This window comes from Collinsella aerofaciens, assembly GCF_040915425.1.
Taxonomy (GTDB): domain Bacteria; phylum Actinomycetota; class Coriobacteriia; order Coriobacteriales; family Coriobacteriaceae; genus Collinsella; species Collinsella aerofaciens_BW.
In genome coordinates this window covers 30,931-53,648 of record NZ_JBCPDN010000003.1, presented here as the reverse complement: position 1 = coordinate 53,648, position 22,718 = coordinate 30,931, and the positions used below count along the sequence as shown (strand labels likewise).

Sequence of the window (22,718 nt, the reverse complement as noted above, 5' to 3'; positions counted from 1 at the left end):
GGTTGAATATCACCGCTAAATGGTATTTATCTCTAAAAACAGGGGGGTGCAATCCGTCTAGACACAGTGCGTCGGGGCGGGAGGGGCCGAGTTTCCTCCTGAGCGACTCTGCTTGCAGCCGGAGCGAAGGGGAAACTCGGCCCCCTCCGTCCCGGCCGGACAGGTCACACTACACCGTGTGCTGCGGCAGGTCCTGCAGGGCGATGACGTCCATGCCCATGTCGTTGGCGCTGCCGTGACCCTGCTGGTCCTCGCGCACCGCCTCGATGGCACTCACGTACGTGTTGGCGGCAGACATCGCGGTCACGCAGGTCACGCCGCGGCGCACCGCCTCGGTACGCAACAGATAGCCGTCACCACGCGAACCCGGGCCGTACGGCGTGTTGATGATTACCGCAATCTTGCCATCGGCGATGAGGTCGCCGATGTTGGGACGCTCGCCGTCGTGCGGGCCGCTAATCTTCTCCACGACCTCGCACGTCACGTTGCCTCCACGCAGAACGCGCGCCGTACCCTCGGTGGAGCAGATATCAAAGCCCAGGTAGCGCAGGATGCGAGCGACCGAAAGGATATGACGCTTGTCGCGGTCGCACACGCTGATGAACACCTTGCCGGCGCTCGGGTCGGGCAGCTTGTAGTCAATTGCCAGCTGCGTCTTGGCGTATGCCTCGGGATAGCTCTTGGCGATACCCATGACCTCGCCCGTCGACTTCATCTCGGGCCCCAGGATAACGTCAGCACCGGGGAAACGACCCCAGGGCATAACGGCTTCCTTCATGCAGAACCAATCGAGCTGACGCTCGTCGCTCGGCAGGCCCAAGCTCGCGATGGAATCGCCCGCCATGATACGTGCGGCACACTTGGCGAGCGGCACACCGGTGGCCTTGGAGATAAACGGCACGGTACGGCTTGCGCGCGGATTGGCCTCGATCACGTAAACGGTCTCGCCCTTGATGGCGTACTGTACGTTGACCAGGCCGCGTACGCCCAGCGCCATCGCGATGCGGCGCGTGGTCTCGCGAAGCTTTGCCTGCAGGCTCTCGCTAAAGCTAAACGGCGGGATACAGGTCGCGGAGTCGCCGGAGTGAATACCGGCCTCCTCGATATGCTCCAGAATGCCGCCGATGTAGACCTCTTCGCCATCGCACAGGGCGTCGACATCGGACTCGATCGCACCCTCCAGGAAGCGGTCCAGATACACCGGGTAGTCGGGGCTAATGCGCGCGGCCTCGGCCATGTAATCGCGCAGGTGCTCGGCATCGTAGGCGATCATCATGCCGCGGCCGCCCAGCACGTAGCTCGGACGTACCAGCAGCGGGTAGCCAATGTGTGCGGCAACGGCCTCGGCCTCCTCAAACGAGGTGGCCTGACCCGCCGGCGGGTACATGATGCCCAGCTTGTCGAGCAGGGCGGCAAAGCGCTCGCGGTCCTCGGCAAAGTCGATGGCATCGGGCTTGGTACCCATGATGTTCACGCTGCTCTCCTCGAGCATGCGCGCCAGCTTAAGCGGGGTCTGGCCGCCGAGCGTCACCACGACGCCGTCGGGTCGCTCAACGTCGATGACATCCATGACGTCCTCGTAGGTGAGCGGCTCAAAGTAAAGGCGGTCGGACGTGTCGTAGTCGGTCGAAACGGTCTCGGGATTGCAGTTGACCATGATGGTCTCAAAGCCGCGGGCCGCCAGCGCGTAGCTCGCGTGCACGCAGCAGTAATCGAACTCGATACCCTGGCCAATGCGGTTGGGGCCGGCACCCAGGATCATCGCCTTGGGCTTGTCCGCCGGCGTGGTCTCGTCGGGAGCTACGCACTTCTTAGCATCCGGACTCGTGCGGTAGATGTTCTCGTACGTCTTGTAATGGTACTCCGTGGCGCTCGAGAACTCGGCCGCGCAGGTATCGACCGTCTTCATGCTGGGAACCACGCCCAGACCCTTGCGATAGGCGCGCACAAAGCGCTCGTCCGAGCCGGTCAGCGCGGCGATCTCGGCGTCGCTCGTGCCGTACTGCTTGAGCAGGCGCATCGCGTCGGCGTCGATATCCTCCACACGCAGGCCGCGGATGCTCTCCTGGACCTGCACCATATCGTTGATACGGTTGAGGTACCACGGATCGATACCGCAGATGGCATGGATGCGAACGATGTCCCAGCCACGGCGCAGGGCCTCGACCACAAAGAAGATGCGATGCTCGGTCGGGGTTGCCACGGCCTGAGCAAGCTCGTCGTCGCTCAGCTTATCGGCACCTTCCTTGCCACCGGCGCAAATGCCCTGGTGACCATCCTCCAGCGAGCGCATAGCCTTGCCAAAGGCCTCCTCAAAGGTGCGGCCGATCGCCATGATCTCGCCCACGGCCTTCATGCGCGTGGTGAGCGTGGGGTCGGTACCCTTGAACTTCTCGAAGGCAAAGCGCGGCACCTTGACAACGCAGTAGTCAATCGTGGGCTCAAAGCAGGCGGGCGTAGCCTTGGTGATGTCGTTGACGATCTCGTCGAGCGTGTAGCCCACAGCCAGGCGCGCGGCGGCCTTGGCAATGGGGAAACCCGTGGCCTTGGAAGCCAGCGCGGACGAACGGCTCACGCGCGGGTTCATCTCGATGACGATCAGGCGGCCGGTGTTGGGGTTCACGGCAAACTGCACGTTGGAGCCGCCGGTCTCGACGCCGATCTTCTCCAGAATGGCGAGCGAGGCGACACGCATGCGCTGATACTCAAGGTCGGAGAGCGTCTGCGCCGGCGCCACGGTGATGGAGTCGCCGGTATGCACGCCCATGGGGTCGAGATTCTCGATGGAGCACACAATGATGCCGTTGCCAGCATGGTCACGCATGACCTCCATCTCGTACTCTTTCCAGCCCTCGATGGACTCCTCGACCAGCACCTCGTGGGCGGGCGAGAGCTCGAGGCCCTGGCTCACGATGGAGACGAGCTCCTCGTGAGTGTGAGCGATGCCGCCGCCGGCGCCGCCGAGGGTAAAGCTCGGACGCAGCACGCAGGGATATCCCACGCGCTCGGCGATGGCCTCGGCGTCGGCCACGCTGTAGGCATAGCCCGAGCGCGCGACCTCCAGGCCGATCTCGGCCATGGCCTCGTTAAAGAGCTTGCGGTCCTCGCCGCGCTCGATGGCGGCAAGGTCACAGCCGATCATCTCGACGCCGTACTTGTCGAGCGTACCGTCTTTCGCCAGCTCGACGGCGGCGTTCAGACCGGTCTGGCCGCCCAGCGTGGGCAGCAGCGCGTCCGGGCGCTCTTTCTTGATTACGCGCTCGATAAACTCGGCGGTGATAGGCTCAACATAGGTGCGGTCGGCCAAGCCCGGGTCGGTCATGATGGTCGCCGGGTTGGAATTGACCAGGATGACCTCAAAGCCATCCTCCTTGAGCACCTTGCAGGCCTGGGCGCCGGAGTAGTCGAACTCGCAGGCCTGGCCAATAACGATGGGGCCCGAACCAATAACGAGGATACGCTTGATGTCAGTACGTTTCGGCATGTTAGTTCTCCTCGGTCTCGGTCGCGGCGGTCTCGGCAAAGTTCCAGCCAGCCAGGCGGTCCTTCGCGGTGTCGATGTCCAGGTAGTTCTCCTCGCCGTCCATGAGTCGCGTAAAGGCGGTAAAGAGATAGTGGGCATCGGTGGGGCCAGGCGAGGCCTCGGGGTGATACTGGACCGAGAAGCACGGGGCGTCGAGCAGCTGGATGCCCTCGGCGGTGCCGTCGTTGAGGTTCACATGTGTTAGGCGAATGCGGCCAAAGCGCTCGTTCATCACGACCGGCGCGATTCCGCGGCGCACCCAGACGCGCAGATCTCCATCGGCCGCATGCTCGGTCTCGCCGCCGGAAAGCTCGGGGACAAGCTTGCCCAAGCTGGGGAACAGCAGACCAAAGCCATGGTTTTGCGCGGTGATCTCCACACGGCGGCTTACCAGGTTCATAACCGGCTGGTTGCCACCGCGGTGACCGAACTTAAGCTTTTCCATCTGGGCGCCGCAGGCCAGGCTGATCATCTGGTGACCAAGACAAATACCAAAGACCGGCACCTTGCCGATCAGCTGCTGCACCTGCTCGTAGGTCTCCACCACGGCGTCGGGGTCGCCGGGGCCATTGGACAAAAAGACGCCGTCGGGATTCATGTCGAGCACCTCACTCGCGGGCGTGTCCCACGGCACGACGGTAAGATCGCAGCCGGCGCGGACCAGCCCCTCCAGAATGCCGCGCTTCACACCGCAGTCGTAGGCGACCACTTTGTGACGGGCAGGAGCGGCAGCCGAAAGCGCAAAGTCATGCGTGGCAGGCAGGTCGGCAGCCACAAACTCATGAGGCGCGGGGCAACTTACGGTCTTGACCAGGTTCTCGCCTACCAGCGTGGGCGCTGCGGCCAGACGCTCGGCAAGCTCGTCGACGTCGAAGATCTCGGTCGAGATAATGCCCATCTTGGAACCATTGTCGCTCAGATGGCGCACCAGAGCGCGGGTGTCGACGCCCTCGATAGCGACGATGCCGTGGGCGCGCAGATACTCCGGCACGCTGACGGCCGAGCGCCAGTTAGAAGGCGTGGTGCACATGTCGCGAACGATCATGCCGCGCATAGCCGGAGCGCTCGCAGGGCGCACGGCGTCGCCGGGGAAGGCCGACTGGACGTCGGTCTCGTCGATACCGTAGTTGCCGATCTGCGGATAGGTCATGGTTACGATTTGGCCGGCATAACTCGGGTCGGTCATGACCTCAAAGTAGCCCTCGAGTGAGGTGTTGAAGCAGACTTCGCCGGTCGCGGTGCCCTCGGCGCCGCATGCACGTCCATAAAAAATGGTCCCATCCTCAAGATACAGGATGCAGGGACCGCAGGTGCCCTTGCTGGTTTTGGCCAGCATACGCTGGCAAAGCTCGCTGGGCGCGAAGGTGCGGGCGGCAGCGCCCGCGGTATGGTTGTTCGCCATAATTCTCCTTCCCGGTCTCACAGGACCGGCTTAAAGGTGTGTAGTTAGGCCTCGCGGTATTGTAACCGCAAGCATGCCTCATGGCGTTAATTTCATCGAAATGTTTACGAAATGATAATTATGACTTTCTATGCATAATGATTTCTCTGGGACGGGGATTAAAAAATCATCCCGCGGGGCTTGTGGCTCATGCGGGATGATGGCGTCTTACTTTTTCTTGTCCTGTTCCAGCAGTTCGGACGGTGTGCGATCGGGCTTGCCACCGCGGAAAATCTCGCGGCCATGCAGACGATGCTCCAGGTCACGTTCGGCCTTTTCCTCGTCAATCTTGGTCTGGCTAACCACCGGGTCCTCAATCAACGACGACACCGAGTTCACCTGCTTCTGAATGCGTTCGGCGATGGTGTCATCCATACTCACGATGCGCATCTTCCAGTCGATACTCGTGGCGTTGGATGAGCTCTTGGTCCACACGAACGTCAAAATGGCGCTCTGGTGGCCCCGCGCGGGGAACATGCCAAAGAAGGAATCGTGCTGAATGTTGCTATCCTCGTCGATATAGGCGTGAACGTTATACACCACGCGGTCGATCTTATCGTTGAGCAACGCGTTGGTCGCAAGCGCCGCGGCCTGAATCTGCCCGTTGGACAGCAGCTCGAGCTCGTTGGCGGACGATGTGTCCAACACCGTCACCTCGACCGTGCCCGTGCGTTCATCGGCTTCATCGACGGTGAAGTCGAGCGGGAACTGCGTAAAGCCGTTGCCCCATTCAAGTCCACCCTTGAGCGCGGTCGAAACGGTATCGACCGAAACGCTCTCGGACAGGTTGGCGGTGTTCAGACGACGCATCACGCCGTAGCCAATCTGCACGCCCACGATCAGCACCAAAATACCGATGACCACGGCCATCGCGGTCTTCGTAATGGTATGGCTCACCTGCGAGCCCGAAGGATCGTCCTCGGACAGCGGGTCGATATGTTTTGCCTGGCTCGCGCGGTCCTCGCTGCGCAGCTGCGCTAGCGCCGCTTTGTCACCGCGCTTGGCCGCAGCCTCCTTCTCACGCATGCGCTCGGTACGCTTTTTGGCGAGCGTGGGATCCAAGACGCCGGATGCATCGATTTCGGAGAATAACTCCGTCACTTCTTCCGGAGTCAAAGGGTTCTTGTCAGCCATAAACTTCCTGTCATATCAATCAGTCGAGCTCGTGCGCACGCGCACCTTCGAACTGCATTCGATAGTAACGGGCATAGGTGCCGCCACGGGCGAGAAGCTCCTCGTGCGTGCCACGCTCCACAACGCGACCATGCTCAACGGTCGCAATCTCATCGGCATGCTTAATGGTCGAAAGACGGTGGGCGATAATAATCGTGGTGCGGCCGCGTGCCAGCTCTTCGAGTGACTCCTGCACCGCCTCCTCGCTCTCGTTATCCAAAGCACTCGTCGCCTCGTCCAAAATCAGGATCTTGGGGTTCTTGAGAAACACGCGCGCGATGGCAACGCGCTGCTTCTGTCCGCCCGAAAGACGGCTGCCGCGCTCGCCCACCACGGTGTCGTAGCCCTGCGGAAGCGATTCGATAAAGGTATCGATATTGGCGCGGCGGGCCGCCTCGGCGATCTCTTCCGCCGTAGCGCCCGGCTTGCCGTAGGCGATGTTCTCGCCAATCGTACCGTCAAACAGATAGACATCCTGCTGCACCAGGCCGATGGCGCGGCGCAGGCTCTGCTGCGTCACATCGCGCACGTCCTGACCGTCGATGCTAATGGATCCGGTAGCCACGTCATAAAAGCGCGGCAGCAGCGAACAGGTCGTGGACTTGCCGCCGCCCGAAGGGCCAACCAAAGCGATGGTCTGCCCGGGCTTGATGGACAGGTCCATATGGTCGATAACGGGACGCTCGTCGGCATAGCCCTCGCCCAGCTCGACATCCTCGTAGTTAAAGCACACGTCGTGATACTCCACGGCGCCGGCAGTCACCTGCAGATCCGTAGCGCCCGGCTTGTCCTGGATATCCGGCGCGGTCGAGAGCACCTCGTCCATACGCTTAAAGCCGGCGATGGCCTTCTGATACGTTTCGGCCGAATTGACGAGCGTCTCGAGCGGCGTGCAGAACAGCGAAATATAGAGTGCAAAGGTCGCCATATCGACCGCCTGCAGCTGTCCCTGGGCGACCAGCCAGCCGCCCAGCAGCACCACGATCACATAGAGCACACCCGAGAGCAGGCCATACGTCGCGGTATAGACGCCCATGGCGTGATACATGTTCTCCTTGGACAAAAGGTAGCGGTCGTTAGAGGCACGGAACTTGGCACGCTCGGTCTCCTCGTTGGCAAAGCTCTTGACCACGCGCATGCCCGCCAGAGAATCCTGCAGCTGTGCATTAATGCCGCTGATCTTCTTGCGGTTGTCGCTAAAGACCTCGCGCATGCGCATGTTCTGCCAAAACATGACGACCGCAAACGCCGCCGTCACCACGGCCATGGCAAGCGCCAGCACCGGAGCGATGGTAAAGAGGATCACAAACGAGCCGATAATCTCGATACCGCAGATGATGATCCACTCGGGTACGTGATGCGCCGCCTCGCAGATATCGAACAGGTCGTTGACCACGCGGCTCATCATGTCACCCGAGCTGTTGCGGTCGAAGTACGCAAAGCTAAAGCGCTCATACTGGTCGAACAGGTCCTCGCGCATTTTGGACTCCATGCGCGCGCCCATCACGTGGCCCCAATAGCTCACAAAGTAGCGGCAGGCGCAGCGGACGGCATACATCAGCACCAAGCCCACCGCGATCATGCCGAGCGCCTGCATAATGGCAGCCTGACCCTGAGTAAATAGCCCACCGGTCAAATTACGCAGAATAATAGGAAAAGCAAGGTCAATGGCGGCAAGCACCAGAGCACAAACAGTATCAGCAACAAAAAGCCCCATCTGGGGCTCGTAATACGAAAGAAACCTCTTCAGCATGTGATCCTCAAAGAAATATCAGCAACGTAAGGCCCTGGGACAAAGCAATCAGTAGTACTTGTCCCAGGGCTATCCCCACTCGTTAAAGCTCCGTGCCCCCAAGGCGGTGTGCGATGCTGTCGCAGGCCAAGGCGCCCACGACGGTCTTGGCGTCTTCGATCTTGCCGTCGAGTACGGCGTCGATCAGCTCATGCAGCGGCACCAGGTCCACGTTGACAAACTCGTCATCATCGGGGTTGGGCGCATCAAACTCGAGCTTGGTAGCCAAGTAGATGTGGATAATCTCATCGCAAAAACCACAGGACGTGACAATCGACGTCAAAAAGCGAATGCGACCAGTCCTAAAGCCCGTCTCCTCATGCAGCTCGCGCTTGGCGCAATCGAGCGGGTCCTCGCCTGGATCGAGCTTGCCGGCGGGAATCTCGACCGTCACGCGGTCGATGGCGGTGCGGTACTGACGCACCAGTACGATCTTGCCGCTCTCGGTCAGTGCCACAACAGCCGCCGCACCCGGATGGCGAACGATATCGCGGGCGCTGCGGCGACCGTTGGGCAGCTCAACCTCAAGACGGTGGACGTCGAGAATCTTGCCCTTCCAGGCGCACTCCTCCGAAAGAATCTTCTCGTGCAGCTCGGCATCGTGCGGGTCGTCATCGCCCAGCACCAGCGCCGGCTCGTCAGCGACCTCGCCACCAGGCTCGCCCTCGGCGTGCCCATACACGCGGCTGTCCTCTTCGACGATCTGCGCGTCCACGAGCTCTTCGTTCTTCTCGTCCATCCGTCTCATTCCTCTCGGATTTTAGGCATCCCAGGCGTCGCGGCCGCGCAGCGCGCGCAGGCCGATGTCGTGACGCAGGGTCTTGCCCTCAAAATCAATCTTCTCGCAGGCCTCGTAGGCAAGGTTGCGGGCGTTCTCAAACGTATCGCCCAGCGCGGTCACGGCAAGCACGCGGCCACCATTGGTCACGAGCTGGCCGTCCACCACGGCAGTGCCCGCGTGGTACACGGTCACGTTCTCCATGGCCTCGGCATCGGCGATACCGGTAATGACCTTGCCTTTCTCGTAGCTGCCGGGATAACCCGCGCTCGTCAGGACAACGGCCACGGCCCACTCGTCGCGCCAGTCGAGTTCAATCTGATCGAGCTCGCAGTTGGCGCAGGCGAGCATGACCTCGACCAGGTCGTTCTTAAGGCGCGGCAGAACGACCTGCGTCTCGGGGTCGCCAAAGCGGGCATTGAACTCCAGCACCTTGGGGCCGGCAGGCGTGAGCATAAAGCCGCCGTACAGGCAGCCGCGGTAGTCGATACCCTCGGCAGCGAGCTCGGCCACGGTCTGCTCCATGACCTTCACCATGGTGGCGTGCTCCTCATCGGTCACGATGGGCACCGGGCTGTAGACGCCCATGCCACCGGTGTTGGGGCCCTTGTCGCCCTCGAGTGCACGCTTGTGGTCCTGCGAGGTGGCCATGGGGCGCACGGTCTTGCCGTCGGTAAAGGCCAGCAGCGAGCACTCGGGACCAACGAGCATCTCCTCGATGACCACGGTATTGCCGGCATCGCCAAAGGTGCCGCCAAAGCACTCGCGCACGGCCTCCTCGGCCTGCTCAAGTTCGGTCGCCACGATAACGCCCTTGCCCGCGGCAAGGCCGTCGGCCTTCACGACCAGCGGGGCGCCCTGCTCGCGCACGTAGGCGAGAGCCGAAGCCTCGTCGGTAAACGAACCATAGGCTGCCGTCGGAATGCCCGCACGCTCCATGAGCTGCTTGGAGAACAGCTTGGAGCCCTCCATCTGGGCGCCCTCGGCACCCGGGCCAAAGCAGGGAATACCCGCCGCGCGCACGGCGTCGGCCACGCCCGCCACGAGCGGAGCCTCGGGGCCAATTACCACGAGTCCGCATCCGTGGCTCTGCGCAAACGCCGCCACGGCCGCAGGATCGCAGTCGTCGAGAACAACGTTCTCGCCGCAGCTCGCGGTGCCGCCGTTACCCGGCGCGATGTAGAGCTTGCCGGCGCGCGGTGATGCTGCGAGCTTAGCTGCCAAAGCATGCTCACGGCCGCCGCTGCCCAACAACAGGATGTCGATGGTTTGAGTGTCCGCCTTCAAGGGTGCCTCCTCTATGGATGAACGGCCCGCTCCGCGCGAGCCCTTTGCAAGCAAATATACCCCTCGGCCGCCCGTCCGGGCTGCAAAGGGGTATATCGCAATAACCAAATAGTCCCGATTACTTCCAGAATCGGTTGATGATCTGCTCGCGACCAGCGCCAACGCCAATGAACGTCACGCGGGTGTGTGCCAGATCCTCGATAAACGCCACGTAGTCCTGAGCCTCCTGCGGCAGCTCGTCAAAGCTGCGGCAACCGGTGATATCGCACTTCCAGCCAGGGAGCTCCTCGTAGATGGGCTTGGCATGCTCAAAGCGCACCTGATGCTCGGGCACGCTGGTGTAGCGCTCGCCATCGACGTCGTAGGCCACGCACACCTTGATGGTGTCGAAGGCCGAAAGCACGTCGAGCTTGGTCACGGCGATGTCGGTGAGGCCGTTGACGCGCGAGGCATAGTTGGCGATAGGGCCGTCGAACCAGCCGCAACGACGACGGCGACCGGTGGTCACGCCGTACTCATAGCCCTCCTCGGTCAGCGTGTGACCGGCCTCGGACTCATAGGAAAGCTCGGTGGGCATGGGGCCCGAACCGACGCGGGTGATATAGGCCTTCATGACACCCAGCACGCGGTCGACGTTCTTCATGCCCACGCCGGAGCCGGTGATGGCGCCGCCGGCGGTGCAGTTGGAAGACGTCACGTACGGATAGGTACCGTGGTCGATGTCGAGCAGCGTCGCCTGGGCGCCCTCAAACAGCAGGTTCTTGCCCTCATCGATCATGTTGTTGAGCAGCAGGCTCGTCTCGGTGATGTAGGGACGCAGGCGCTCGGCCATCGGCAGGTACTCGTCGCAAATCTGGTCCACGGTGTAGGTGGGCAGGTTGTAGATGAGCTCGAGCTCGGGGTTCACACGGGCGAGAGCGGTCTCCAGCTTGTCGCGGAACAGCGCCTCGTCGAGCATGTCCTGCATGCGCAGGCCAATGCGCGCCATCTTGTCCTGATAGCACGGACCGATGCCGCGCTTGGTGGTACCGATGTTCTTCTTGCCGAGCTTCTGCTCAAAGGCGCCATCCAGATCGATGTGGTACGGCATGATGACATGCGCGTTGCCGCTAATCTTGAGGTTCTTGGTGGTGATGTCGTCGGCCTCGAACATATCGATCTCCTCAAGGACAACCTTGGGGTTGACGACGCAGCCGTTACCGATCACCGACACGTGGTCGGAATACATGATGCCGGAGGGCACCTGGTGCAGGCCGTACTTCTTGCCGTTGACGACGATGGTGTGACCTGCGTTGTTGCCGCCCGAGTAGCGCACGACGGCATCGAAGTCGCCGGCGACTAGGTCGCAAATCTTACCCTTGCCCTCATCGCCCCACTGGGCACCGACCAAAACGGTTGACGGCATGTTTACTCCTTACATTCATGGACTGTCTACGCGCCACGCCGGCACGCAGAAGCACAAAACATTCCCAGTATACCCGTGCAACGGGCGCCTGTCCTACTCCTCGGCATGTGCCCCATCAAGCTCATAGAACTTGGTGGATGCCGGCAGGAACATCAGGTCGACGTCGCCGATCGGGCCCGAACGGTTCTTGGCCACGACGATACGCGTGACGCCCTCGTCGGGTCGATCGTCGCGCGAGGCCTCGGCCTCGTCGGCGGAGCGGTCCAAGAACATAACGATATCGGCGTCCTGCTCGATGGAGCCCGATTCACGAAGGTCGGAAAGCTGCGGGCGCTTGCCGGTGCGGGATTCGACCTGACGCGAGAGCTGCGACAGCGCGATGAGCGGGATCTTGAGCTCCTTGGCCATGATCTTCAAACCACGCGACATCTCCGAGACCTCGACGGTACGGCTCTCGGAGCGGCGTCCCGGCGGAGGACTCACTAGCTGCAGGTAGTCCAGGATGATGATTGCCTTCTCCTTGTTATGGAGCATACGGCGACTCTTGGCGCGAATCTCGGTCACTGTGGTGCCGGGCGTATCGTCAATCAGAATATCGAGCTTGGACAAGGTCTGCGTGGCCTCGTTGATATTGGCCCACTGCTCGGGGCTAATGCGGCCCATGCGGAAGTCACTGATCGAGATCATGGCGTAGGCGCAAATCAGACGCTGGGCAATTTCCTTGCCCGACATCTCCAGCGAGAAGAAGCCGACGGTATAACCGGCGGCGGCAGCGTTGAGCGCCAGATTTAGAGCGAACGACGTCTTACCCACGGCGGGACGGGCACCGATGATGATGAGCTGGCCCTCGCGGAAGCCCATGAGCATGCGGTCGAGCGACGGGAAGCCCGTGGGCACGCCCGCAGCCTGGCCACCGGCCTGGCACACTTCCTCGGCCTCGTTATAGGCCTCGACCATAAACTCGGTCAGCGTCTTGTAGCTCGACTTGACCTCGCGTGCCGTGACCTTGAGCAGCTTGCTCTCGGCCAGCTCGACAACCTCTTTGGTGTCGGTGGGGGCGTTATATGCCAGCGCGTTGATCTCGTTGGTGGCGCCGATCAGCTCACGCAGCATCGAATCGCGGCGAACGATGGCGGCATGGTGCTGCCAGTTGACGAGCGACAAGGTCTGACCCATCAACTCCAAAATGTACGCTTCGCCGCCCACGGCATCGAGCTTGTTGATGCTTCTCAGGTAATCGATCAGCGAGATGGAGTCGATGGGAATGCGGCTGTTGTACATATCGACCATCGCGGTATAGATGGTCTTATGAATGGGCCGGTAGAAGTCATCAGGCTGCAGCTCGACCTGGGCCTCTTCGACCACCTCGGGCGATAGCAGCATAGCGGCCAGTACATTGGCCTCTGCATCTTGGTTTTGGGGAAGACCCAACTTTGAGCCGCGGTCCTCGACCGTCAGCCCGGTCTCCCTATCGTCATATGCCATGAGCATCCTCATTCATATCGCTTGCGAGCATCCATAGTATCAGCCACGGTCCCAAAACGCGCCGCGCGCCGCCAATCATCACCGAACCAAACGGATGAACGGTCCCACGAATAGACCTCACCGCAACGCCCCCCATGGCGCTCGCATCGCGCTAAAAAGCAAAAAGGGCGCCCTGGCTTCCCAGAGCGCCCTTCTTAGAACAAGATTGTTGCGTTGCAGCAAATGCTACTCGGCAGCAGCCTCAGTCTCGACCTCGGCGGTCTCGGCCTCGGCGACCTCAGCGGCCTCCTCGACCTCAGCCTCGGCAGCGAGCTCCTCGGCGGTAACGCCGACGAGAACGACAACCTCGGCCTTGATCTCGCGGTACAGCGAGATGGCAACGGTGTGGGCACCGGCAACCTTGATGGGCTTACCGAGCTCGACGCGCTTGCGGTCGATGTCCATACCGAGCTGAGCCTTGATGGCGTCAGCGATCATAGCGGCGGTAACGGAGCCAAAGAGGATGCCCTCGTCGCCGACCTTGACGTCAACGGTGACCGTCTTGCCCTCGAAGGCAACCTTGGTCTCGTTGGCGGTAGCCAGACGGACGGCCTCGCGCTTGGCGATGTTGTTGCGACGCTCGTCAAGCTGCTTGAGGTTGCCCTTGGTGGCGGCAACAGCGAGCTTCTTGGGGAACAGGAAGTTCTCAGCGTAACCCTGAGCGACCTCTACGACGTCACCCTCGCCGCCCTTGCCCTTGATCTCATCGAGAAGAATAACCTTCATGATGCGTCTCCCTTCTTAGCCGCGGTCGCGGTTGCCACGAGAGGAAACCACGGGGACGGTGTACGGCAGGAGAGCCATCTCGCGGGCGCGCTTGATGGCGTTGGCGATGTCATGCTGATGCTGCGTGCAAGCGCCAGTGACGCGACGGGGCTTGATCTTGCCACGGTCGGTCATGTACTTACGGAGAAGCTGAGTGTCCTTATAGTCGATGAACTCAGTGTTCTCCTTGCAGAACTGGCAGTACTTACGACGCGGCTGACGTGCAGAAAAATCATTAGCCATGTCAAAATACCTTTCATTTGGCAACTTCGGCGAACCGAAGCCGCCTCTCACTCAAAAATAGGTGAACACCCTTAGAACGGGATGTCCTCATCGTAGACGTCGACCGCGGGCGGCGTGGCCACCGGTGCGGCAGGACGTGCTGCGGGCGCGGGAGCTGCGGGGGCGTAACCGCCCTGATCGTAGCCACCCTGGCCACCACGGGAGCTCATAAACTCGATCTCATCGACGATGACCTCAAGCTTGCTCCGGCGCTGGCCGTCGCGCTCCCAAGAGCTGTAGCGCAGCTTGCCCTCGATCGCGACCTTGTTTCCCTTTGCCAGGAAACGGCTCACGGCCTCGGCGCGGGTGCCGAACATGGTGCAGTCGACAAAGTTGGGATAGTCCTCCCACTCGCCAGTCTGCGCGTTGCGGCGACGATCGTTCACGGCGACGCCAAAGGACAGAACCTGGGTTCCGCCGGCGGTGGCGCGCAGCTCGGGATCGCGGGTGAGGTTACCGGTGATGTTCACTCGATTGATGCTCATAACTCACTACTTCCTCTTGGGGCACAAGCCCAGTCCAAAACGACAGTCTTACTCCTGGTCGTCGCGACGGACGATCATGTGGCGGACCACAGCGTCGGTGATGCGCAGGACGCGATCAAGCTCGGCGATCTGGGTAGGATCTGCGTGGAAGTTGATGAGGGTGTAGTCACCATCGGTGAGGTCGTTGATCTCGTAGGCGAGCTTGCGCTTGCCCCACTCGTCAACGGAGTCGACCTTGCCAGCGCCCTCAGCGATCGTGGTATCGATACGCTTCATAACAGCGAGACGAGTCTCGGGGTCGAGCGACGGGTCAACAAAGAACAGCAGTTCATAAGCCTTCATATTGTCACCTCCTCTGGGCAAATGTGGCTTCAGGTCGTGAAGGTGCGCCTGAAGCAGGAAAAGACTTGGTAATAATATCTTTCAACCTCCCAAGCCGCAAGAATATGCAGCTACAACCTCATGACCTCCACATATGCCTATACTCGCACCACGTTTCATGCGCATTCCAACCAAATGCCGACCAAAAGCTTGACAGATCTGTGGACAAGATACGGTGCCGTGGGGACAAGCTGAGCCAAGCCGCAGGTCAACGGGCACAAGGCTGTGGTCGCAAAATGCATACCAGTGGTCCACAGCACCACCCAAAGATTTTTAAATTCATTGCCAAGTCGCTTATGAATACTCCTTTTGAACAATTGAGTTGATCAACCACGCTGGTCGGAAGCCGTTTTTTGGCACCTCAAACCCCACTGCAACGCCAAGCGCGGCCAAGCGTTTTAAAAAATGCCAACTTTTCTGTTTGCACTTTGCGATTCCTCGTGTATACTGACTTTCGCATTTAACGGAGAGTTGTCCGAGTGGCCGAAGGAGCACGATTGGAAATCGTGTAGGCGTCAAAAGCGTCTCCAGGGTTCAAATCCCTGACTCTCCGCCAGTTAATTCCAAAGCAGGCCTTCGAGCCTGCTTTGTTTTTACCCCACGCGGAGGGGTGGCAGAGTGGTTGAATGCGGCGGTCTCGAAAACCGTTTGGCCTGTATAAGGTCACGAGGGTTCGAATCCCTCCTCCTCCGCCATTTAGATTGAGAAAGCTCCCGGGAATGGGAGCTTTTTTGTTTTGAGTCCCTAACAAGCAAATACGGCGGAGGAGGGATTCGAACCCGCCAGGGCGCGGAGCGTAAAGAAAACGCGCCAGCGGCGCGTTTTTAGCGCAGCGCGGTCGGCGTAAGCCGACCGGATAAATTTTGAGCAAAGCTCAAAATTTGGACATCCCTCCTATTCGACCACACCCCCATCGTGGTCGATCCCAGCCCATATCTCAAACATGTACACCACCCTCCAAAGATGTCAAAAAATGTCGTTTTTGGAGTGTGATGTACATGTTTGCGTATGACGCGCACCAAGCATGAGTCGATTTGTTCGCATCCGGTATATTTCCCCACCTCAACGGACATAAGAGTTTGGTGTCAGCTCGAAGCGAGAGGTCCCCAAATGGATACTCCTGTTCTCATTTCGCATAAAACGGCGTGGCTCGTCCATCATGCACCGCGAAACCTGGTTCAAGCCGTCGCACAACGCGACTACCAGATAGGCGTGCGGGGCCTCTCTACCCAGCAACGCATCGCGCGCATTCGGCAGGCACTTACCGACTGCGGCATTCCGTCCACCATGCTCAAGACTATCGACATCTCCGTAGTATTTGCTTTCGAGCGAATTCGCACCAACGGTGTCACTTGCCACGTTCTCGGCCAAAACCTACCCTACGACCATATTGACGAGCTTACGCCCGGCATCTTTATCACCGACGAAGCCTTCACCGTCGTGCTCGCTGCCGAGTGGATGGATAGGATCGAATACCTCGAGTATGGTTACGAAGTTTGCGGCGACTATCGCATGGGGCTCAATCCCTCTGACCCTTACACTGAGCAACCAACCACCACCTCCAAGGACGAAATTGTCGAGCTACTCGATCGGCACCCTGGCAAACCCGGCGCCACACGCGCCAGACTCGCGCTCAGACACATCTACGACCACTCAGCCTCGCCCATGGAGACCGCATCTTCCATCGCCCTCTCGCTCCCAACAAGCGAAGGCGGCGTTGGTATCCGAGGTATCGAACTCAACAAACCGCTCGAAATCCCTCAGCGTCTCTGGCATTGCGCAAAAGCCCGAACGCTCAAAATCGACGCTCTTGTTACTTATCAGCGCAGAGAACTCGGCATCGAATATAAGGGCGGCTTTCACGATGAGACCGAGCGCAAGGGAGCGGACGCGGAGCGAGAGGCCGTGCTCGCCCAAATGGGATATCGAATCGTTGCGCTCACCTCGGCACAGTTCGCAAGTCAACTTGCCTTTCATCGCGCCATTAACAGCATTCGCGAAGCACTCGGTATGCCCCGCTGCACGGACGCCGAGTACCAGCGAAAGCAGAACGAACTGCGCAAGGCACTTATCCGCAACTGGAAGAGCGCGCAGGGCGAAGACGCGCCTTCCGAGTAGCGTCATCCCAGCACGCCCCAACCAAAACATGTACATCACCCTCCAAAACCGACATTTTTTGACATCTTTGGAGGCTGATGTACACGTTTGATGCCTACGCCCGCATCCAGTCCCGACCGTTTGCCGAGCAATAGGATCGCAATCGGCGCCGAACATGTACTATGTACGGGCATTGTCTAAACCCGCAACCCAAAGGACCCCATCTTGCCCGTCGTCGCCGCTATGACCGTTACCCCACATGCCTCTGATGCCATGGTCGCTATCCCCTTTTGGCTCGAGATGTTCGCCGTTGTCGCTGCATCGATCTCGGGTGTGCTGGTTGCGCGCGAGCACAAACTCGACCTGGTGGGCGCCGTCGCGCTCGCCGTGGTCTGTGGACTGGGCGGCGGTCTTTTGCGCGATATGACGCTGCAGGTGGGCAACGTCTACATCCTCAACCAACCGATGGCGCTCCCGCTCTCCATCGCCACCGCGGCCATCATCTACATCTTCCCGGCAATCGTCGACAAGCCCGAAAAACTCATTCCCCTGCTCGACATCATCTCGGTCGGCATCTATGCCGCAACCGGCGCGGACAAGGCACTGGTCTACGGCTTTGCGCCGGCGGTGTGCATCATGATGGGCTTTTTCACCGCGGTGGGCGGCGGCATGTTGCGCGACGGCTTTATGGGCGTGGTTCCGGGCATTTTCCAACGTACTAACTTTTATGCCATCGCCGCCATCGCCGGATCGACAAGCTATGTGTGTCTCGTTATGAGCGGCATCATGAGCAATGTCGCCGCGCTGGTCGTATGCGTTGTCGTGACCATGGGTCTGCGCTGGCTCTCGCTGCGCTTTGACATCAAAAGCCCCACCGAAGAAGACATCGCACGCTTCTTGCACCGTAAAAAGTAGACAGCACGGCACGACCCTTCGAAATGCAACCGAGAGGTTCTTTTAGAGCGCCCACGCGTTGGGTACCCTGTTAGGTATATGCCGAACACCTAACAAAAGGATCAACCATGGCTCTCAATCAAACCGCGGCGGCGCCGTCACACAAAATGCGTCGCTGCCTGCTTATGGCATTCGCGCTCATCGCACTGGCGATTACTGCACTTCCCACGGCGTCGTTCGCCGGCACGGACACCGCAGGAAACGTACTTACGACCGACGATGATGCCAATCCGTCCGGCATCGAAGGTGACCTGTACTGGGCAGGTCAGGCCCTCAACTTGGACGATGCGTCCATCGGCCGCGACATAATTGCAGCAGGCGAGAGCCTCTCCATCCGCGACTGCACGGTGGACGGCGCCGTCCGCTTGGCGGCGCGCACCATCGACATTGCCAAGACTACGGTTGATGGCAGCGTCACGGTCGTCGGTCAGCACGTCGTACTCAATTCCGACAGCACCGCCAACTGCTTCTACGCGATAGGCGAGACGGTTGCCCTGCGCGGCTCTACCAAGTCGGCAGCGCTTGCGGGCGACACGGTGACCATCGATGGCACCGTCGAGGGCGATGTCGAGGTTTGGGCCGACAAGCTCATCTTGGGCAAGAACGCCCACATCACCGGCACCGTGAACGCTCACGTCTCCGAGGACCCCGAGCGCGCCGCGGGAGCCGAGGTCGGCGCGCTCAAGATCGACCGCACCGAGAACGAGGATACTTCCACCGTTAACGATGTCATCGGCGGTATCGTCGCCGCGGCACTCTCGACCTGCTTTGTCGCTCTGCTGCTCGAGCTCATCTTTCCGCGCGCGACCGCCAGCGCCGCCGGCATGCTCCACCAGCGCTCCATGCCCCTGTGGGTGAGCGGTCTTCTGGGCACGATTGCTATCGTCCCCGCCGTCCTACTGCTGATTATCTCTATCGCTGGTCTGTCGCTTGCCGGAACCCTCTTGTGCGGCGTTATCGGCATCGCGTTGATGTCGAGTGCCTTTGCGGGGTGCGCGATCGCCCGCATGGTTGGACACAACCAAAACCGCTACGCCATGGCAGCCGTGGGCGGCGTAATCGCAGGCGCCCTCACGGGGCTTCCCCTCGTAGGTGACTTCATCAGCGGCGTGGCCTTTGTCTTTATGCTCGGTTACATCATCCAAATCATCTGGCGCAACGCCCGCGTCAAGCCGCAGCAGCCGGCTAACACGCCAGGACTCCCCACCGCTTAGCCGCCAACCACCACAAAGGGACCAGGCACCTTTGTGGTGGTGCAGACCAGCTCAGTCCCTATGCACAAAAAGGGCGCCGACCATTACGGTCGACGCCCTTTCTTGTTAGACGCTATAAAGTCCAGCGCTTATTTGTTGACCTGGCCGGCGCGAACGGCAGCCTTCTTGCGGTCGGTAGCATTGAGCAGACGCTTGCGCAGGCGGATGTTCTTGGGAGTAATCTCGACCAGCTCGTCGTCGGCGATGTACTCCAGCGCTTCCTCCAGCGAGAAGGTGCGGGGCGGCACCAGCTGGACGGAGATATCGGAGGTCGAGGAACGCTGGTTGCCCAGGTTCTTGGTGCGAGCGATGTTGACGACCATGTCGCCGGCCTTGCTGCGCTCGCCCACGATCATGCCCTCGTAGCACTCGGTGCCCGGCTCAACAAACAGCTGGCCGCGCTCCTGCAGCGTACCCAGAGCATAGGCAACGGCCTTCTCGGTGGTCATGGAAATCATGGCGCCGTTCTGACGGTTGCCGATCTCGCCGGCATAGGGGCCGTACTCCAGGAAGGTGTGGTAGAACACGCCCTCGCCGTGGGTGACGTTCATGATGCGGTTCTTAAGGCCCATGATGCCGCGGGTCGGGATCTTAAACTCGAGGTGCGTCACGATGCCCGAGGTATCCATGCTCGTCATGATGCCGCCGGAGGTGCCGAAGACCTCAACGACCTTGCCCGAGTACTCGTCCGGGCACTCGACGACGGCCTGCTCGACGGGTTCCATCTTGTTGCCGTTCTCGTCCTTCTTAAACAGAACGCGGGGACGGCCGACCTGGAACTCAAAGCCCTCGCGGCGCATGGACTCCATCAGGACGGACAGGTGCAGAATACCGCGGCCCGAGACCTCGACGCCGCTCTTGTCCTCGAGCTCCTCGATCTTCATGGTCACGTTGTTCTCGGCCTCGTTGAACAGGCGCTCCTTGAGCTGACGGGCGCCCACGATGTCGCCATCGCGGCCGACGAGCGGGGAGGTCGAAGCCTCAAAGACGATGGACAGGGTCGGCGGGTCGATCTCGATGGGCTCGAGCTCGACAGGGTTCTCGGGATCGGTGTAGACATCGCCGATATCGGTGCGGTCGATGCCCACGACGGCGGCGATGTCGCCGGCGCCGACTTCCTGGCACTCGGTGCGACCCAGGTAGTCGAAGGTAAAGAGCTGCTTGACGGTGGCGGTAGCGCTGGAGCCGTCGTTCTTGACAACCAGGATCTGATCGCCCTGATGGATGGCGCCGGAGTACACGCGACCGATACCGATGCGGCCGACGAAGTTGGAGTGGTCGATGGTCACGCACTGCATGGCCAGCGGGGAGTTCTCGTCAACCTCGGGCGCGGGCATGTCGTCAATGATCATATCGAGCAGCGGATACATGTCCATGTTGCCGTCGTTGGGGTCAAGACGGGCAAAGCCATTCATGGCGCTGGCGTAGACCACGTGCTCCATGGCGAACTCGAGCTGGTCGTCGGTGGCACCCAGGTCGGCCATAAGGTCCAGGCAGTCGTTGTAGGCCTTCTCGGGGTTGGCGCCCGGACGATCGATCTTGTTGATGACGATCATGATCTTAAGGCCGGTGTCAATAGCGTGACGCAGCACGAAGCGGGTCTGGGGCATGGGGCCCTCAAAGGCGTCGACCAGCAGCAGGGCGCCGTCGGCCATACGCAGCACGCGCTCGACCTCGCCGCCGAAGTCGGCGTGGCCCGGGGTGTCGATGACGTTGATCTTGACGTCCTTGTACTCGATAGAGATGTTCTTGGCGAGAATCGTAATGCCGCGCTCGCGCTCCTGGTCGTTGGAATCCAGGACGCGGTCCTCGACCTGCTGGTTAGCACGGAAGGCGTCCGTGGCACGCAGGAGCTTGTCGACCATCGTCGTCTTGCCGTGGTCGACGTGGGCGATGATGGCGATGTTCCTCAGATTGTCTACGCGCATGTAGTTCCCCTATCTTCTATCCATATACAAACGGCACGCGTATGCGGCCCGCCCAGCGATACAACGCTCAGCGGGAATATTGAGCCTTTTACCGAAAACTCGTTTATTTTAGCGATTTTAGATGAGAGGGGTTTCCTCACCTGCAGGTTCAGGGTCGCTCCACATAAAACCATCGCCGGCGCCCATGCCCTCATACAGCACATATGCCGAAAAACCACTCTCGAGCGTCGTCTCAAAGAAGCTCACGAGCAGGGCGTCATGGTAGCCGCCATCGATCTCGACACAACCGGTATAGCCGATGGCATATCGGGCGATACGGCCCAGGCCCTCGTCCTTAAGACCCATCTTGTGCTCGGAGATAAAGTTGGTGGCCGCCTCCAGGCACGCCTCTTCGCCGTCCTCGTCGAGCGCCGCCAGATATCGGTTGGAAGCAGCGTCCTCAATCGCCACAACTACGCCCGGATTCTCGCCGGCGGCAAGGTCGTCCAAGAACGCACCAATCAGGTCACACACCATGGCGTCGAGCTCGGCGGAGACGTTACCGGCGTCCTGCATATCCTGTGCCATCTTTAGACCTTCCCATCGAGTCTGGCGTCGTTACAGTTCTTGTGCCTCGGCGGCGATCTTGGCGGCGGCGTCGCGGGCGCACATCATATCCATCGCGCGCTTGTCGAGCACCTTGATCTGACTGGTCAGCATGACCGCATCGACCACGCCCCAGATCACGAGGCCCGTAGAGATCGAAAACCCAAGCGCACCAACTGTACCACGAAGGCGCGAGCAGATTGCCGCGACAAGGACGGAGACGACAACCATCTTGATAAACGAGCCGCGGCGCTCGCGAAGCGTGCGGGCCTGCGTCACATAGGCAATGCGAGCCGCCTCAGAAGCCTCCGAGCGCATCTGGGCCTCGCGGGCGATCGCAGCCGCCTCAGCAGAAACTCCGGCGCTCATGAGAGTGCACTCCGTCGCGTGTTTGTCGAGCATTTAGAAGTCATCGGGGGAGAGCGTATGGACGAACTCGTCGAACTTCTCGAACTCCTGCTCGTCGTCAGCTTCCTCGGCATGGGCAGAAACGGTACCCAAGCGATTCATGATGTCGTCCTCCACAAACATGGGGGCATTGCTGCGCACGGCAAGGGCAATGGCATCACTGGGACGGGCATCGATCTTGCGCTCGTCACCATCGGCCAGTACGACGATCGTCGCGTAGAACACCGGCGGCTCGGCGCGAACGATCTCGATGCGCTCGAGCTTGGCGCCCAGGGCGCCAACAGTATCGAGCAACAGGTCATGGGTAATCGGGCGCTCGGCGCGACCGCTATCGATGCCACGGCTGATGGCCGCGGCCTCAAACGAACCAGTCTGAATGGAAAGGGAACGCAGCGGTGCAGGCGAGTCCGATTTGCTGCAGCGCTCGCGAAGCACGATAAGCGATGGCACGGGACCGGCGGCCATGACGATGGTCTCTATGTCGACACGAACCATGGAACACCTCCGGTACGTAGCGGTTAACACGCGGCAGCTCCACCGCATTGAATAGCTATACTACCCAATCTTTCGCACAGCACACAAAACCAAAATGAGATTTATCGCAGACAAGAAAAAAGCCCCGAGGCAACGCCTCAGGGCTCTTCACAGTTTTGATGG

At 60.5% G+C, this 22,718-nt stretch carries 19 protein-coding genes and 2 tRNA genes; 5 read left to right on the top strand and 16 right to left on the bottom strand.

All coding sequences use genetic code 11. The features are described 5' to 3' along the window. Positions 1–169 precede the first annotated feature (169 nt). The 12 genes from carB to rpsF all read right to left on the bottom strand — a co-directional run bounded on the left by carB (position 170) and on the right by rpsF (position 14,797). A complete protein-coding gene (carB, locus tag AB5164_RS00905; protein WP_368142367.1) occupies positions 170–3,484 on the bottom strand; it encodes a carbamoyl-phosphate synthase large subunit in 3,315 nt (1,104 codons plus the stop codon). A 1-nt stretch (position 3,485) separates the two neighbouring features. Next, the gene (gene carA, locus AB5164_RS00900) at positions 3,486–4,925 is read right to left on the bottom strand and encodes a glutamine-hydrolyzing carbamoyl-phosphate synthase small subunit (protein WP_368142366.1); all 1,440 of its coding nucleotides are present in this window, start codon (positions 4,923–4,925) and stop codon (positions 3,486–3,488) included. Positions 4,926–5,132: 207 nt separating this feature from the next. Beyond that, positions 5,133–6,098, bottom strand: coding sequence for a hypothetical protein (locus tag AB5164_RS00895; RefSeq protein WP_368142365.1), 966 nt, complete (start codon positions 6,096–6,098; stop codon positions 5,133–5,135). A 19-nt stretch (positions 6,099–6,117) separates the two neighbouring features. After that, positions 6,118–7,890 carry an ABC transporter ATP-binding protein gene (locus AB5164_RS00890; RefSeq protein ID WP_271739512.1) on the bottom strand — a complete coding sequence of 591 codons (1,773 nt, stop codon included), beginning with the start codon at positions 7,888–7,890 and terminating at the stop codon, positions 6,118–6,120. A gap of 82 nt (positions 7,891–7,972) precedes the next feature. Next, positions 7,973–8,668, bottom strand: coding sequence for an NUDIX domain-containing protein (locus tag AB5164_RS00885; protein WP_368142364.1), 696 nt, complete (start codon positions 8,666–8,668; stop codon positions 7,973–7,975). Between the two features lie 21 nt (positions 8,669–8,689). Continuing rightward, a complete protein-coding gene (gene purD, locus AB5164_RS00880) occupies positions 8,690–9,994 on the bottom strand; it encodes a phosphoribosylamine--glycine ligase (RefSeq protein ID WP_161160905.1) in 1,305 nt (434 codons plus the stop codon). 118 nt (positions 9,995–10,112) lie between these two features. Further along, complete coding sequence (locus AB5164_RS00875; protein WP_260699551.1) at positions 10,113–11,399, bottom strand: adenylosuccinate synthase; 1,287 nt, start codon at positions 11,397–11,399, stop codon at positions 10,113–10,115. Between the two features lie 93 nt (positions 11,400–11,492). Next, positions 11,493–12,890 carry a replicative DNA helicase gene (gene dnaB, locus AB5164_RS00870; RefSeq protein WP_006235827.1) on the bottom strand — a complete coding sequence of 466 codons (1,398 nt, stop codon included), beginning with the start codon at positions 12,888–12,890 and terminating at the stop codon, positions 11,493–11,495. A gap of 219 nt (positions 12,891–13,109) precedes the next feature. Further along, the gene (rplI, locus tag AB5164_RS00865) at positions 13,110–13,649 is read right to left on the bottom strand and encodes a 50S ribosomal protein L9 (protein WP_117855494.1); all 540 of its coding nucleotides are present in this window, start codon (positions 13,647–13,649) and stop codon (positions 13,110–13,112) included. Between the two features lie 15 nt (positions 13,650–13,664). Further along, positions 13,665–13,931 carry a 30S ribosomal protein S18 gene (gene rpsR / locus AB5164_RS00860; RefSeq protein ID WP_006235829.1) on the bottom strand — a complete coding sequence of 89 codons (267 nt, stop codon included), beginning with the start codon at positions 13,929–13,931 and terminating at the stop codon, positions 13,665–13,667. A gap of 71 nt (positions 13,932–14,002) precedes the next feature. Beyond that, positions 14,003–14,455 carry a single-stranded DNA-binding protein gene (locus AB5164_RS00855; protein ID WP_006235830.1) on the bottom strand — a complete coding sequence of 151 codons (453 nt, stop codon included), beginning with the start codon at positions 14,453–14,455 and terminating at the stop codon, positions 14,003–14,005. Positions 14,456–14,503: 48 nt separating this feature from the next. Then, positions 14,504–14,797 (bottom strand): 30S ribosomal protein S6, encoded by a 294-nt coding sequence (gene rpsF / locus AB5164_RS00850; protein ID WP_006235831.1) that lies wholly within the window; start codon positions 14,795–14,797, stop codon positions 14,504–14,506. Positions 14,798–15,301: 504 nt separating this feature from the next. Here rpsF and AB5164_RS00845 point away from each other — a divergent pair. The 5 genes from AB5164_RS00845 (at position 15,302) to AB5164_RS00825 (ending at position 19,101) form a co-directional block, all read left to right on the top strand. Further along, positions 15,302–15,392, top strand: a tRNA-Ser gene (locus AB5164_RS00845). A 48-nt stretch (positions 15,393–15,440) separates the two neighbouring features. Next, a tRNA-Ser gene (locus AB5164_RS00840) sits at positions 15,441–15,531 on the top strand. Positions 15,532–15,946: 415 nt separating this feature from the next. Continuing rightward, complete coding sequence (locus AB5164_RS00835) at positions 15,947–16,954, top strand: putative endonuclease domain-containing protein (RefSeq protein WP_260699555.1); 1,008 nt, start codon at positions 15,947–15,949, stop codon at positions 16,952–16,954. Positions 16,955–17,158: 204 nt separating this feature from the next. After that, positions 17,159–17,848 (top strand): trimeric intracellular cation channel family protein, encoded by a 690-nt coding sequence (locus AB5164_RS00830; protein WP_271740347.1) that lies wholly within the window; start codon positions 17,159–17,161, stop codon positions 17,846–17,848. A 107-nt stretch (positions 17,849–17,955) separates the two neighbouring features. Then, a complete protein-coding gene (locus AB5164_RS00825) occupies positions 17,956–19,101 on the top strand; it encodes a bactofilin family protein (protein ID WP_368142363.1) in 1,146 nt (381 codons plus the stop codon). Between the two features lie 128 nt (positions 19,102–19,229). On the opposite strand, the gene typA is transcribed toward AB5164_RS00825, so the two are convergent. From typA to AB5164_RS00805, 4 genes are all read right to left on the bottom strand, one after another. Then, positions 19,230–21,068: a translational GTPase TypA gene (gene typA / locus AB5164_RS00820; RefSeq protein WP_368142362.1), complete on the bottom strand. Its 1,839-nt coding sequence runs from the start codon at positions 21,066–21,068 to the stop codon at positions 19,230–19,232. Positions 21,069–21,185: 117 nt separating this feature from the next. After that, positions 21,186–21,635 carry a hypothetical protein gene (locus AB5164_RS00815; RefSeq protein WP_089572580.1) on the bottom strand — a complete coding sequence of 150 codons (450 nt, stop codon included), beginning with the start codon at positions 21,633–21,635 and terminating at the stop codon, positions 21,186–21,188. A gap of 30 nt (positions 21,636–21,665) precedes the next feature. Then, positions 21,666–22,022, bottom strand: coding sequence for a hypothetical protein (locus tag AB5164_RS00810; protein WP_368142361.1), 357 nt, complete (start codon positions 22,020–22,022; stop codon positions 21,666–21,668). A gap of 33 nt (positions 22,023–22,055) precedes the next feature. Then, positions 22,056–22,556: a bifunctional nuclease family protein gene (locus tag AB5164_RS00805; protein WP_368142360.1), complete on the bottom strand. Its 501-nt coding sequence runs from the start codon at positions 22,554–22,556 to the stop codon at positions 22,056–22,058. Positions 22,557–22,718 lie beyond the last annotated feature (162 nt).